Source organism: Rhodococcus sp. IEGM 1379, assembly GCF_030056815.1.
Taxonomy (GTDB): domain Bacteria; phylum Actinomycetota; class Actinomycetes; order Mycobacteriales; family Mycobacteriaceae; genus Rhodococcus_F.
This window is the reverse complement of sequence record NZ_JASHKR010000008.1, coordinates 76,103-92,351: the sequence shown is the minus strand read 5'-3', so window position 1 is coordinate 92,351 and position 16,249 is coordinate 76,103. Positions and strand designations below refer to the sequence as shown.

1 protein-coding gene is annotated in these 16,249 nt (G+C 59.7%); it reads right to left on the bottom strand.

The genetic code is table 11. The annotated features are described in order from the left end of the window. Positions 1-104: 104 nt before the first annotated feature. A complete protein-coding gene (locus QM600_RS07475) occupies positions 105-16,163 on the bottom strand; it encodes a non-ribosomal peptide synthetase (RefSeq protein WP_283260828.1) in 16,059 nt (5,352 codons plus the stop codon). Positions 16,164-16,249: the final 86 nt, after the last annotated feature.

Here is a 16,249-nt window from a genome sequence, read left to right as displayed (position 1 = left end):
CTGTGCTGCGCGTCTGAGCGATGATCACAAGTCTTACGTTTCGGTCTTGCGACATTTGTCAGTTCTCTGACGTTGGATCGAACAGCAATCCATGGCCGCCATTTCTACGTCGAATCGAAACCCTCCCCATTTCGCAACAGACCTAAGATTTCCGCGAGAACCGATGGTGTCAGCATCTCGGTATGAGCCGCATCGACAGGGTGCTCACGGACCGTCGCTACACGATTCGACCACCTATCTGCCACATTGTGATGCCGACCGGTGTCTCTCAGCGCAACAACGAGATCCACGATTCCTCGATATCTTCTCGGCTCATGGTCACTCACCATTCTGGCAAGCTTCTCCACTCTTGTCGCCGCAGCTTCGAGCATCTCTGCGGTGACGAAGTTCAATTGCGTTCTGCCGCGAATCTCGACTGCCGCCTGACCGAAAGTCATTAATTGACTTGAGTTTTCGGGTACGACTATCCCGAGCTCTGCGAGCAGTTCTTCAGCTGTGGGCGCAGCTTGGCTCGCCGGTATCATCTCTGGAGGCAGAGAATCGAGCATAACAACAGATCCAACCTCCGCTCCGGAATCCAGAAGCCGCACAGCCATTTCCTGCGCCACGGTTCCACCCAGAGACCAGCCGAGTAGGTTGTATGCGCCCTCCGGCTGAACGATCCGCACCGCCTCTACGTACCGTTCCGCCAGCGCGGCAACTGTTCCAGGTAGCTCGCCAGGGCCGGTTGCTTGCACACCGTAAACCCGACGACCACCGAGATGTTGCGCCACACCGGCGTAGCACCAGGCCAAGCCGCTCACAGGGTGGATGCAGAAGAGTGGTGGGCGCAGATCCTGCGGATCGCCACCTAGTGGGATCACGGTATCCAGGGGGTCGACTTTGCCGCCGACCTCGATACGTTCCGCAAGTTCGGCGACGCTCGGATCGGTAAAGATCCACTGGACCTGCACGTCACGATCAAGTCGCTCTCGCAGCGCGGATGCGACGTCTACGGCACCCATGGACGTACCTCCCAGTTCGAAGAAATTGTCATGACGACTCACACTCTCGGTTGCGGTGTTGAGCGCGTAGGCCTCTGCGACAAAAACCTCCAATTGTGACTGGAATGATTCGTCCACAGCGCCCACGCGACGGTCCGGAGTCGGCAGCGCTGATCGGTCGAGCTTGCCCGACGGCAGCAACGGCACAGTCGTCATCACGGTGACGGTAGTAGGTACCAGATGACTTGGCAGAGTTGCGGACACGAACTTTCGTAGACAGTCAGCATCAACCGCAACATCGTCAACAGTCACATACGAGCATAATTCCGTAGTTCCTGCGGTTGCCGACGCAACTGTCACAGCAAACGCTACAGCCGGATGCCTTCGCAATCCAGCATCGACTTCAGCGGGTTCGACACGAATTCCACGGATCTTCACCTGGTCATCGTTGCGACTCACGAATTCGAGCGCACCGTCGCGTCTCCGCCGCCGAACGAGATCTCCGGTGCGATACATACGTTCGCCCTGGCGGTACGGATCGGCAACAAACCGTTCGGCCGTGAGTGACGACGCATGGATGTATCCGCGAGCAAGATTATGGCCGCCGATGTACAGCTCACCCGTTACACCGTCCGGAACCGGGTTCAGCCTCGTGTCGAGCACCAGTGCCGTCGCTCCGTGAACCGGTGTCCCGATGGATGTATCCGCACCGACAATCTGCGGCGATGTCACTGCCCCGATGGTCGTCTCGCTTGGACCGTACCCGTTGAAGATCCGATGCCTGGTAGACCACTGCTCGGCAAGCTCGACGCTCAGTGGCTCACCTACAGATTCCACCGTGACTGACTGAATCTGGTCGGGGTCCAAAGTCGAGAGGACGGTGGGTGTCACGATGAGATGGGTGATCTCGCGATGAACAACAAAGTCTGTCAGTTCACGTCCGGCAAAGACAAAATCCGGTGGCAGTACCAGGGTTCCGACAGTCGAGGCCGCGATCAAGAGTTCGAGAACCGAGGCATCAAAGGTAGGTGAAGCGCCCTGCAGTACACGCAGAGGAGCTCCGGTGTCGAACATTTCGACGTGGGAAGCACAGACATTCGTCAACCCGCGATGGGAGACCGCAACACCCTTGGGCGCTCCGGTGGAACCTGAGGTGTAGATGACGTAGGCGAGGTTGTCCGGGCTTGCCGCTCGTGCACCCGTCAACTCCGTTACTGCCCGCTCTGTCGAGTCGACAAATATCCATTCCAGATCCGATGGTAGGTGAGTGCTGTTGCCTTCCAACGTCAGTCCGAGTTTCGCACCGCTGTCTGCGACGATCCGATCCAGCCGGTCTCGGGGTTGGGCCAGGTCCAGTGAAACCCACGCGGCACCGGCCCTCGTCACAGCCCAGAGCGCGACGATCCACCGGTATCCACGTCCCGTCGCGACCGCGATCACGTCGTCGGGCCCGATACCTCGGTTCACCAGTTCCTGGGCCAAGGGGGTCGATTGATCGAACAGGTCGCGGTAGCTCCAGCGCCTGCTGTCAACCTCGAGCGCGACAGACTCAGGAGCAGCCGCAGCAGCGTTCTCCAGTACGGACGCCAAGGTTCGAGGTGGAAGGTCACTTCGACTATGCCGTAACAGGTTCGACCTTTCGACCTCGCCGAGAATATCGATGTCTCCGACAACGATCTGCGGATGCGCCACTACTTCCGTCAGAATCCGCACAAATCGCTCAACAAGCAGTTCAGCGGTGGACTGGTCGAAAATATCTGTCGCATAGAGCAGTCGCAGTCGGAGCGCTGTGCCGAGGTCGGTGAGATCCCAAGTCAGATCGTAGTCGGCAGCACCGGGGGTCTCCCCCGATTTACCTGCACCGGGCACTCGAAGTGGTGCTATCCCAGGTATTTCGGGTAGATCGTTCAAGCGCTGATATGCGAGCATTACGGTGAAGAGCGGATGTTCATTCGGGCTGCGCGGCGGTGCAATTCGTGCAACTACATCATCGAAGGATACGTCAGCATTAGCCATCGCACCCAGATCCACCGTTCTCACCCGATCAAGAAGGTCCGAGAACTGCTCCCCTAGTTCAACAGTTGTCCGCAGGGCGACGGTACCGACCATCATTCCTACCATCGGCAACAGATCTGGATCGTTGCGCAGACTGACGGCAGTTCCGACCACTACGTCGTCGGTAGAGCTTTCGCGCGCGAGCAAGACCGCAATAACACCGTGCAGGAGCATGAAGACTGTCACTCCGCGTGTGCGTGCCAGTGCCGTGAGCCCGTCATACAAGTCGCCGTCAATCGTGACAGACACCAGAGCGCCACGTTTTGACGGCACGGCAGGACGAACACGATCGGTCGGTAGCTCGAGGACGCCGTCCACACCCCGGAGAACGGTTGCCCAGTAGTCTAATTGGCGGTAAGCCAGCCCGGCAGGGTCGTCCTTACGGCCGAGCAGTTCTCTCATCCACGTGCTGTAATCCTGATAATCGATCGGCAGCGTATTCCAATTCGGTTGATGCCCAGAGTCTCTCGCAGAAAATGCCGTGCCTAAATCCGTGAGCACAGTTCCCAGAGAGCCGCCGTCGAGTGCAATGTGGTGCACCACTACAACCAATACCCGAGTGCCCGCGGCGTCGACCATCAGCTGCGCTCGCACCGGCGTCTCGAGTTCCAATCGGAACGGCACCGAAGCAAAAACTACTGCGCTCTGGTACAAGTCGTCTACGAAAACCGGATCGAGATCAACCGTCACCGAATCGGTGACCACTTGATGTGGCCCATCCGAATCTGAGGGAAACACGGTTCGAAGAACGCTGTGCCGTGCCAGCACATCCGAGGATGCTGCCCCCAACGAGACAAGATCGATTTCCGGGCCGATGGTGGCCACGAATGCCAGGTTGTATGCCGATGATTCAGGCTCGAGCTGCGAGGTCAACCACATCCGTTGCTGAGCCGGGGCCAGCGGCACACGGCTACCGACAGGCCTGCGGACGAGAGGCGGCCTGACAACCACATCTTCTGCCGAATCGAGCCAGCGAGCCAGGGCACGCGGCGACGGATTCTCGAACACTGCCCGAACGGATACCTCGCGACCGAAAGCGGCGGACAGTCGACCGGCCACAGTCGTAGCAGAGAGCGAATCTCCCCCAGATTGAAAGAAATCGTGGAGCACGCCGAATGCGCCCATCGCATGGTGCGACATCACCGTCGTCACCAGTTCTTCAGTGGGGGTGAGGGGCTGCACCTGTGGGGCGTCGTCACCGACGTATATGCGCAGTGCGGCAACATCGACTTTGCCGTTGCGTGTGAGGGGCAAGGATTCCAGCGTGACTAGGCGTCCGGGTACGAGGTGCACCGGCAGTTGGCGAACCAACTCGCGTCTGACTGCGTGTTCATCGCACTCCGCGCCCACGACGAATGCGGTTATCACATCATCGACCAGGATCACGGCCACAGCGCTCACTCCGGGAATTGAACGCAGCACCGCCTCGATTTCGGCCGGTTCGATACGCACGCCGCGCACTTTGACCTGGCGGTCATTGCGACCGATGAATCCGAGTCCGCCACTTGACCTTCGATGTACCAGATCACCAGTGCGGTAGCGTCGATCGCCGCCCGGTGCCGCCACGAAGGCGCTGGCAGTAGCAGTCGGATCGCCGAGGTATCCCATCGCCAGCCCGGGACCACTCAGATACAACTCGCCTACTCCCCCGAACGGGACTCTGCGTAGTGCGGAATCCAGCACCTCGGCTCCGGTGCCGTTGATGGGCTCGCCGATCCCAACCGCACCTTCAGAGTCAGAACTGGAGTCGATCTCCACCACCGTCGCAACCACACTGCTTTCCGTAGGACCGTAGGCGTTGAGCATCCGCGTCCTACGACTCCAGGCATGCGCAGTCGCGGGCGAGAGTACGTCACCACCAACAGCAACGACCTCGAGCAGCGGTAGTTCTCGCGGGTCCATCGTGTCGAGCACACCGGGGGTGGACAGTAAGTGCGTGACGGCGTTCTCGGCAATGAAACTTTCGAGTTCACGGCCACCGTAAACGTCGGGAGGCGCGATCACCAGAGTTGCTCCCGAACCGAACGCGAGCAACATCTCGAGCAGGGCAGCGTCAAAACTGGGATTATATCCTTGCAGAACAACCGAATTCGGGTGAACTCGATATCGTTCGACTGCTTCACCGGTGAGTGCACCGAGACCACGATGTGTGACGGCTACCGCTTTGGGATCGCCAGTCGAGCCAGAAGTGTGAATCACGTAGGCAACGGCGCCTCGAATCAGCATTCCAGGGACCGGGCTGACAGGCAGAAGCACCGAGCGCAACTGTTGTAGGCGTGCGTCGGGCAAATCGGGGTCAATGGGAGCGAAGGCCGCGCCGGTCTTGGTAATTCCCCAGAGACGGACGATGTAGTCGATCGAGCGCACGGCGCTTAACTCGAGCACCGCTCCTGGCCCCGCGCCAGCTGCCACCAGTTCTTGTGCCACCACGTCAGAGGCCTCGTCAAGTTGACGATAGGTGAGGGACCGACGTCCCTCTCGCAGTGCAACATTGTGCGGAAACTTCGCTGCAGTCTCTGCGAAAATATCAGCCAGAAGCCGTGACGAATCAACGGGAGCCGCCGCCCAACCGGGAGCAGATATTGCCGTCGCTTCCGCCACCACAGTCGACGGATCTGCAAGCGTCCGGTCCAGAGTATCGACAAACAACTCTGATACCGACTGAGCCGTCGCGGCGTCGAACAATTCGCGTGAGTACGTCACGAGACCGTCGGTGTGCCCGTCCGGCCTCTCGGTCAGCGATACTTGCAACTCGAATTTTACTGCGCCTGTCTCGATTTCGTCAGCACTGACGGTGAGTCCAGAAATTTCGAGAGCAGGAACGGTGAAGTTCTGCAACGCAATCGCGACCTGCGGCATACGGCCACCAAGCATCGCCGTGAGCGTCTCGACGGGCACTGCGCTGTGCTCGAACGCCGCAACGTCTGCGGCGCGGGCCTGTTCCACCAGTTGTTGCATCGTCATGTCTCGTCGGATCTGCATCCGCAACGGCACTGTATCGACGAACATTCCGATCAGCCCGTCGAGAACCGGCGAGCGGCGACTGTCAACGGCTGTGGCAATCACTACATCCGCATTACCACTGAGGCGGAAGAGAACCGCCGCCAGCGCAGCGTGAAAGACCATGAAGGGAGTTGCTTGCGCGCGGCTCGCCAATTCGGACACCCCGGAGGTTGTTCGGGCGTTCAGTGAGAATGCAACGCGGCCTGCAGTCCCACCCACGTGCTTCGGGCGGCGATCCGGTATCAGTGGCATCACCGAGGTGACATCGGCCAGCGCGGATTGCCAGTGCTTCGCGGATTCCACGGACGTTCCGGATTCCTGTTCCCACAGTGCATAATCCGCGTACTGGATCGGCAACGGCACCCACTCCGGAACAGTTCCGGAGCAACGGGCGGTGTATGCCGCCAGTAGATCGTGAACGATCGGCACGAGTGAACCGCCGTCCGCGGCAATATGATGCAGGTTGACGGCGAGCACGTGATGCGTCGGCGAAAGCCTGAACAGTTGGACGCGAATCGGCAGTTGCGTGCTGACGTCGAAGCCTTGAGACGCGAACGCGTACAGCTCTGCGTTCAGGGCATCGTCGGTGACACAACGGGGTTCGAGGGTCAGCGCCGCATCCGTATGGATCAGCTGCACCGGCGGCCGCTGGGGATACGTGGTTCTCAGGATCTCGTGCCTACTCACCACATCACCGACTGCGTCCTCGAGCGCACAGACGTCGAGGTTGCCCCTCAGGTCCACCGCGACAGGCAGATTGTAGGCACTGCTCTCAACATCCAGCGTGTTGAGGACCCACATCCTTTGCTGATTGCGCGAGAGCGGAATACCTTCGGGACGTGGCCCGGCAACAATCGCAGTGATGCTATGTCCAGCAGAAGATTCTTCATCCACTGCCGCAGCGAGTTCCGCAACGGTCGGATGCGCAAAGAGTAGTCGAAGCGGGATGTTCCGGGTCAGTGCTCGACCCAAAAGCGATGTCACACGGGTAGCCAGGAGCGAGTTTCCGCCGTGGTCGAAGAAGTGCGTCCTCCGCCCTATTTCGTTGCTTCCGAGTACTGTCTCGAAGACTTCTGCAACGGCACGCTCCGTGCGGGTGCGCGGCGATTCGAATGGCAGCGCAGATACCTCGGGATCGGGCAGCGCTCGAACATCCAGCTTTCCGTTCACAACTGGCGCGTCACCGTCGAAGACCACAACCGCAGTGGGAACCATGTACGCGGGAAGTACGTCCGCGAGCTGTCTGCGCAGATCGTCGCCGTCAAGCTGTGCATCTCGTCGCGGGCGCACGTACGTCACCAACATCGGGGTATCCGCAGCGCTGGTTCGGAGCGTCGTTGCACAGAAATCGACATCCGCGATGGCGGCGATTGCCGATTCGATCTCGGCAGGTTCGATTCGCACTCCGTTAATTTTCAACTGAGCATCGTTACGCCCGAGGTAGTGGAGTTGGTAGCCGCTGTCTGATTTCTTCCACATCACCAGATCACCGGTGCGGTACATCCTGGTGCCGCCGGCGGTTGCCACGAAACGCTCTGCCGTCCAGGCTGAATGGCCTGCATATCCACGTGCAAGCGCAGTACCCGCGAGATAGAGCTCGCCGGCCACGCCTGGAGGAACCGGCACCAGGAAGTCGTCGAGGACCATGGCTTCGATGCCGGGAACCGGGTACCCGATCGGGACTTCTCGGCAGTGGGCCCCGAGAGGTTCGGTTGCGACCGTGTACATAGTCGCTTCAGCCGGACCGTAACCGTTGACCAGTCTGCGTCCCGGTGACCACCGTTCGACAAGGTCTGCAGTCAAACGCTCGCCACCGAGCATCAGCATTTCGAGGTGGGGCAGCTCGGAGTCATCGACGGTCGCCAGCACGGTGGGCGTGATGCACAGATGCGTGATCTGTTCGCGCCGAAGCAGTTCGGTGAGCGCGGGGCCTGCAAACTCGGCATCCGACGCGAGTACGAGTGTTGCACCGCTGGAGCCGGCAACAAGTACTTCCAAGAGTGTCATGTCGAATCCTGGTGCACCGCGGTGAAGTACACGTGAACCAGGAACAGTGGCGTAGCGAGCAGAGATATCCGCTTCCAGCGCTCCAAGGCCCTCATGGGTGACCACTACCGCTTTCGGCGTGCCCGTGGTTCCTGATGTGAAGACAACATACGCAGCGGCAGTTTCGGGGACCGTCATGGGGATACCGACAGTCGGGACGAACTCTCCGGCGCCTACTGAATTGAGGGCATCGAGCGTGCGAGAGGAAGGTTGCAAGGGGTCGATCAGGGCGGGTGCGGCGCCGGTCTTCGCAATTGCCCACAACCGGACGATGGACTCCGCTGTTCGCGCTGCGTTCCACGGGATCACCCGTTCCGGACCGGCACCGTCAGTTCGCATTTCGGCTGCAACATCGTCAGAGCGACGATCAAGTTCGCGATAGGTCAGTGCCACACCGTTCCCGCTGACTGCGAGCGCATCCGGGGCGGTGCGAGCACCGCGTGTAAGCATCGACGCCAATGTAGTTCGCGCCGTGTGGCCAATACCTCTTGCCGGCACGAGGGCTGAGCGTTCGGAGGCATCGAGGAGATCGATACGTCCGAGAATCACGGAAGAATCTGTGGAGACCTGCGCGAGCAACCGAACATATCGCTGCGCGAACCCGACTACCGTCTCTGCGTCGAATAGATCTGCGTTGTAGGCGAATTCCAATCGCATCGGACGTTCGTCAGCAGCGTCCGTAATGTTAAGTTGTAGATCGAAGTTCGCGTGTTCGAATTCTGCGACCATCGGGGTGAGGGTAAGACCCGGCAATTCCCAACTCGTCGGGCGTGCAGCTTGGTAGGACAGCGCTACCTGGAACAGCGGATGATGAGATGGTGATCGAGCAGGATTGAGGAGTTCGACTAGCGTCTCGAAAGGCATGTCGGCATGGGTGTATGCGGCAAGATCTTGTTGGTGAACATGATCGAGCAACTCCGCAAAGGAGGCAGTTCGATCGACAGCGGTTCGCAAGACCAGGGTTCCTGCGAACATCCCCACAAGATCGTCCAACTTCGGGTCTGAGCGACCGGCAACCACCGTCCCGATAGGCACGTCATCACTGCCGCTGTATCGCGAAACTAGCGCGGCAAGCGCGGCGTGCATCACCATGAACATCGTGGCGTTGTGTGATCGAGCAAGAGTATCGAGCGTTGCGCGCAGGGAGTCTTCGAGATCGATGTGATGCGAGCTACCGCGACCCGAAGGGGTTAGCTGTCGAGGGTGGTCGATCGGCAGGGTCACCTGTTCAGGCAAACCCTTCAGGTTCTCGGCCCAGTAGCGGGATGCCTGATCGGAAACTCCCGAATCACTTTGCCACACACTGTAATCAGTATATCGAATCGGCAACGGCGACCATGTCGGCGCGGCGCCCTCAACGCGGGCGGTATACGCGGTGACGGTATCTCGAATCAAGGCATCCATCGACCACGCGTCAGCTGCAATATGGTGGATTACCAGTGCCAGGACATGAGTCTGATCGTCGATGCGTAGCAACTCACCATGAACGGGCGGATCCACCGTGACGTCGAAGCCCGTTCCCGCAAGTTTCGCCACCCTGTCCATGACCGATTCGACGTCGATCGGCACGGGCACGAGTGTCGGAGTGACCGACTCTGCATCGAGCACCAACTGACGCACACCGTCTACCCCGACGGGATATACGGTCCGGAGGGTCTGATGCCGCGCAATAACGTCTACGGCGGCTTGGCGAAGCGTCGCAGCGTCGACATCGCCGTCGAGACGCAGGATCACAGGAATGTTGTATCCGGCTGCGGCGGTGTCGAACTGGTTGAGTATCCACATGCGATGTTGCGCCGGCGACAGGATCAGTTCCGCGCTGCTATCGGCCGGTGCAAGTGCGACGCGACTACGACCGATTCCGATGCGTGCACCGATTCCGGCGGACAATTCACTGACTGTCGGACGCTCGAACACTTCACGCACGTCGATATCGGTGTCGAAGACTGCGCTCAACCGGGTTGAGAGTCGAGTAGCGATCAGGGAGTTTCCACCCTGGTCGAAGAAACTTCTTGTGACATCAACGGTTTCGAGGTGCAGGAGTTCAGCGAATACGGCTGCGACGGTTTCTTCCATCGGGTCACGCGGAAGCCGACCTCGTGCCTGGTTCGAATCCGGTTCGGGCAAACCTGATCGATCAAGTTTGCCGTGCGCGGTGATCGGCAACGTGGGCAATGGCACGATCAGTGAAGGAACCAGGTGAGTGGGCAACTGGTTACGCAGATCGGCTACCACTGCATCCAGATCTGTATCGAGGCCAGGCGCGATGTAGCCGATGAGCGCGGGCCCTGTGGACAACTCATGCAAAACTACTGCGGCCTGGTTGATCTCGGGTCGACGCAGCAACGCTGCCTCGATCTCGCCGGGTTCGATTCGATATCCGCGCAGCTCTACCTGACTGTCGCCGCGACCCATGTAGCTCATTTCGCCACGTTTGACGCGCACCAGATCGCCACTGCGATACATCACCGATCCGACGAAGCCCGGTTCAGGAATGAATCTGGTTGCCGTCAACGCCGGCTTACCGAAGTATCCAGTCGAAACTTGTGGGCCGGCAACGTACAGTTCGCCGATGGTGCCCGGTGGCACCTGCCGCAACGAAGCGTCCAACACGTAGGTGCGCAACCCTGGAAGTGCCGAGCCGATCACTGATTCGGCGGCCGCACCGCGATCTCCGAACTCACTGCAACCGCGAACATTGAATGCTGTGACATGCACAGTGGTTTCGGTAATTCCGAACATGTTTACCGCGTGAATGCGACGGTGATGTTCGAGCCACTTCCGGACCGGACCGAGATCGAGGGGTTCACCGCCGAAAATCAGGAGACGTACCGGCAATTCGGTGGTTTCGGTGAGCTCTGCGAGAGCTTGGAACGCCGAAGGTGTTTGGTTGAGAACGGTCACCCCTTCGGCCACCAACAGCTCGACAAACTGCGCCGCGGATCGCGAGACAAATGCGTCGACCGGGACCAACCGTCCACCGGTTGTCAATGCGCCCCACATCTCCCAGACCGAGAAGTCGAATGCGTTCGAGTGGAACATCGTCCACACGTCATCTGTTCCGACGTCGAGAACCTTATCGGTTGCCGCCAGCAGCGAAACGACGTTGGCATGTGACACCACAACACCTTTCGGGGCACCGGTGGAGCCGGAGGTGTAGATCAAGTATGCCTCTTGCGTCGGTGCCACGACTCTGCGCCGGGCAATGTCCGGATCACCCACGGCACCGACGTCGATCAGATCGGAGCCGAAGCCCCTCAACCGTTTGACAGCGGATTCACTACACAGAACCTGCGTCGGTGCGGCGTCCCTCAGCAGATAGTCGATTCGCGCATCAGGGTAGTCGAGATCGACCGGAACGTACACGCCACCTGATCGAACTACCGCGAGCACCGCAATCACGAACTCCGCCGAGCGCGGTACGGCAATGGCTACTCGATCGCCGACCCGAACGCCGCGCTCGATCAATGCTCCGGCGAGCTCGGCGGAGCGCTGCTCGAGCTGGGTATACGTGATTCGATATTCGCCGAAACCTATGGCGACTACGTCGCCGCATGCAGCCACCTGCGCCAGAAACAGTTCGCCCAACGATTGTGTTGAACTGCGAGGCGCTAATTCGACATACGTATTCGCGTCGTTCTCACTGCTGCTCAGCACATCGACGGCTCGAAGGGTAGTGCTCGGTTCGGCCGTGACCGCTTGAGATACACGCAGCAACCGTTCAATCCAGGCCGACACTGTCTCCGCATCGAAAAGGTCGCCGGCATAGGTAACCGCCCCTACGATTCCTCCAGGAGAACCATCAGGAAGGCGTGTTTCGCGAACCGCAACCTCGACGTCGAACCGAGGATGTTCGGGTGCAATGGCGAAACCCTGAGCTTTCGCCGAACCGAGTACCGATTCAGCGTCGGAGCCGAACGTGTCGAGCGCGAGGACCACACGGAAAAGCGGATTGCTGTTCTCACGGCGATCGTGTGCCACACGATCGACTACCCAATCGAACGGCACATCCGCATGTGACATTGCGGCGAGGTCGATATCCCGCACCTGTTCGAGAAACTCCACAAAGCTATCGCCCGGCCGAGCCTGGGTGCGGAGAGCAACCGTGCCGACGAACATGCCGACGGTAGAATCGAACGCTGGGTGAGTACGCCCGGAGGTTGGTGTCCCAATCGCAAAATCTTCTGCACCGGTGATCTTGTGAAGCATGATCGCGAGCACTGCGTGCAATGCCATGAAGATGGTCGCGTTCTGCTTACGTGCAATCGCTGTGAGTTTCGCGTGAATGTCTGCCGGCAGCTCGAACGATATGGACTTTGCCGAAGGTTCCGTGCCGGTGGCGCGTCGTCCGTCGGTGGGCAGATCCAGGTTTGCCGGCAATCCTCGAAGTGCATCTTCCCAGAATGCAAGCTGCTCGTGGGCGAGAGTTCCCGGTTGGGCAGGGTCGCCGAGCACGACTCGCTGCCACACCGAATAGTCGCGATAGTCGAAATGCTGCGCCGACCAGTTCGGGCTTCTCCCCTGGGCGCGATCATCGTATGCACTGGACAAGTCACCGACCAGTGTGGCAAATGAAAGTCCGTCCACTGCAATGTGATGGGCGACGACAGTCAACCGATGTTCGAACTCGCCAATTGAACCGAGAACCAATCTGAGCGGAAGATCCGACGTGACATCGAACCCACGTCGAGCTGCGTCAGCGGCTACCGTGCTGTACTCGTTGATCGGAACTGAAACCAAGCTCGTCGTGTGTTCTGCCAGTATCTGCTCCGGCGTGCCGGCGGGTCCGATGGGATACACGGTTCGCAAGACTCGATGGCGATGTTGGATGTCCGAGAATGCCTGCTCGAGTGCGGCGACGTCCAGCACTCCGTCGAGTGCCACCTCGAAGGCGACGTTGTATGCCGATGATTCCGGAGCGATCCGTGACAGTAGCCAGATGCGCTGTTGTGCCAGTGAAGGTTCCACCACTGCCCCGCCGGGGACGGGTGCAGGTTCAGGCAGCGCCGACCCAGCGGCGTACTGACGGATATGATGTGCCAGTCGGCTCGCAGTGGGCGCATCGAACACATCGCGGACGCCTACCCGCGTATGTAGCGCCTCGGCAAGCCTGTTGGCGACAAGGACTGCTGCAAGCGAGTTACCCCCTGCTGCAAAGAAATCGGTGTCCGCCTGCATAGCATTGACGCCGAGTACGTCTGCCATCACGGTGGCAACCAAATCTTCGTGATGATCGGACGATTGCCGAGCACCATCGGATCTCCGCTGCGGCGAGGGCAGCGCCTCTCGGTCTATCTTGCCGTGCGCGGTCAGTGGCCATTCCGACAGCACAGTTACCGAAGACGGCATCATCGCATTCGTCAGGATATGTGTCAGATGCTCAGTAATGAACGAGGTGTCGGTGCTCGCGGAGCTGTGGTTCGAACTGAGTACGTCTGAATTAAGAACGACGTAGGCGGCAATTTCGCCTTCGCGGGCAACTGCGAGCGCCGACGCGACGTTCGCGGCGGAAGCGAGCGCAGCTTCCACCTCACCCAATTCGACACGGACACCGCGAATTTTGACCTGGCTGTCCACGCGCCCGACAAACTCGAGTTGTCTGTCGGCCGACCAGCGCACCAGGTCTCCGGTTCGGTACATGCGAGTCGACGGGCTTCCGAATGGCGCGGCAACAAACCGCTCGGCGGTGAGAGCTTCCCTACGAACGTATCCGCGCGCCAATCCGGCACCCATCAAGTACAACTCGCCGGTTGCTCCGATGGGCGTCGGCTGCAGACGAGTATCGAGAACGACGGCGGATACACCGTCGATGGGCAGTCCTATGGTCGGTCGCTGAGCTGAGCTGAGCGGTTCACTCATGAATGCGGCGACGGTCGTCTCGGTGGGCCCGTATGAATTGACGACACCGACGTGCTGCGACCACCGCTCGATCAGATCGGGCGATGGCGATTCACCCCCCACGTTGAGTATGCGTAGGTCCGGCAGCGAACTCGGATCCATCGATGACGGAACAGCCGGCGTCGAGAGAAGGTGAGTGACTCGTTCTTTGCGCAAGTAGTCCGCCAGGTCTATCCCACCGATCAATCCTGGCGGCACGACCACTGCTGTCGCGCCAGTCCCGTGGGCTAAAAGTAGTTCCACGACGGCGACATCGAAAGAGGTCGATGCGAAGTGAGCCACACGGGCTGACGCGTCGACTGCCAGGTGCCGGGAATGAGAACGTAGCAGTGAGGTTGCGCCGCGATGAGTGACCGCAACGCCTTTCGGCTTTCCCGTCGAACCCGATGTGTATACAACGTATGCCACGTCATCGACCGCTGGAGCCCGCACTGCGCGCGTTTCGTGGGGTTCGGCAGCCTCGCAGTCAGCGGTTTCCAGGTCCACATGCACGACACCGGTGGGCACTGCCGATGATCGCGGAGCGATGGCGACGATCACACCGGCGTCTTCCAGCATGAAAGCGACACGCTCGGCTGGATACTCGGGATCGACGAACATGAAGGCCGCGCCTGATCGGACTACCGCATGGAATGCGATCACCGAATCTGCCGAACGCGGGGCAATAATCGCCACCACGTCACCTGCGCCGATACCATGGTCGATCAGCCTGTGGCACAAGAAAGTCGAGCGCACGCGCAACTCTTCGTAAGTTACCGCCAGACCGCCGAATCGGACAGCCGTCGTTGCGCCGCCACCGGATCCTGCGAACAAAACCGCTTGGAGCGTCTGCGCAGCGAGAGCCGGCAATCCCCTGCTGGGTACGAGCATTCGGACGTCATCCGAGCGCAGTACGCCCAGCTGGCCGACAGCCCTATCCGCTGACGCGTCGACGAACTCACCGAGTACATGCATGAACTGCTGGTAGTGAATCTCGAGGTCGGCCTCGCTGTAGACATGCGGGTTCGCTTCGAATCCGAGTCGAATATCGCCGCCGGCGGCCGCTGGGTAGATACTGAAGAACAGATCGTCGACCGGGCCGGAGGTGAGAACGTGAAACTCTCCGACGACCTCACCGAGTTGAATCTTGTTGTGAAACATCATGATATTTACTGCCGGCCCAGCCGAGTCGCGGCTTCCAACTCGGCCCTCACGACCGGGCATGTCTTCGTAGCGGAATCGTTGATGCCGCAACGCGCCTGTCAACTGCACCGACAGTTGATTCACGAGTTCGAGCGGCGTCACATCAGGATCAACCGATACGCGCAGAGGCACAATGTTTGCGAGCATTCCACCGGAGCGCCGCATCCCGGCAGTAGTCCGGCCAGAAATCGGTAGGCTCAGCGTAACTTCCGCGACTCCTGCTATCCGTGCCAAGTACACGGCGTAGGCACCGGCAATCACCGGAACCTCGCTGGAATTCCACAACTTCGAAACTTCCGTAATACGCACAGCGAGAGAAGCATCCATGGTCCGAGTCAGCATTCGCTGGGGCATCGACGTCGATGCACGGCGGTCCGTCAAACGCACAGGTTCCGGCATACCGGCAGTAAGTTCAGCCCAGTATTGCCGGTCGGATTCGAAGCGGGTGGACGAACGGTAGGCCTCGTCCAACTCGTACAGCGAGTTCAATCCGAGAGCCCGCAAAGGCTGGGCCACTGAACCTTCCAGCAAATGCGTGTACCAAGCAGCTATGCGATTCATGAGCGTCATTGCCCCATACCCGTCGAGCACCAGGTGGTGGGCATGCGAATACCAAAAATAGTGATTCTCTGCCACGTGCAACAGAGTTGACGTCATGAGGCGGTCGACCATCACGTCTATCGGACGTGAATACTGCAGTGTCATCCACTTGCACGCCTCTTCGAGCGGGTTCTTGCTACCTCGCAGATCGACATACCCCAGTGCATCGGGAATTGAATGATCGACCACCTGCTGCGGAACTGCATCGGTCTCAACCAGACGCACTATCGCAGACTCAATCTCACGGCACCCACGATCGGTCGCTTCGATCAACGCAGCAAGATCAACAAAACCACGAAGCTCGACGTACTGCGCCACCACAAACGGCGTAGAAGGATTGACCTGCTGTGCCAGCCAAAGCGCTTGCTGCGCCCGAGACAATGGGAAAGAGTTCATCCCCACCACCTCACCTTCATCAGCCCGGTCTCGTCTGGAAAATTGTCGGCTGAACAGGTGAATCTGTCGAGCGCACATCACGAACG

Coding starts and splice junctions, on each gene's coding strand:
- QM600_RS07475 (WP_283260828.1), bottom strand. CDS start 16,163: ATGAACTCTTTCCCATTGTCTCGGGCGCAGCAAGCGCTTTGGCTGGCA.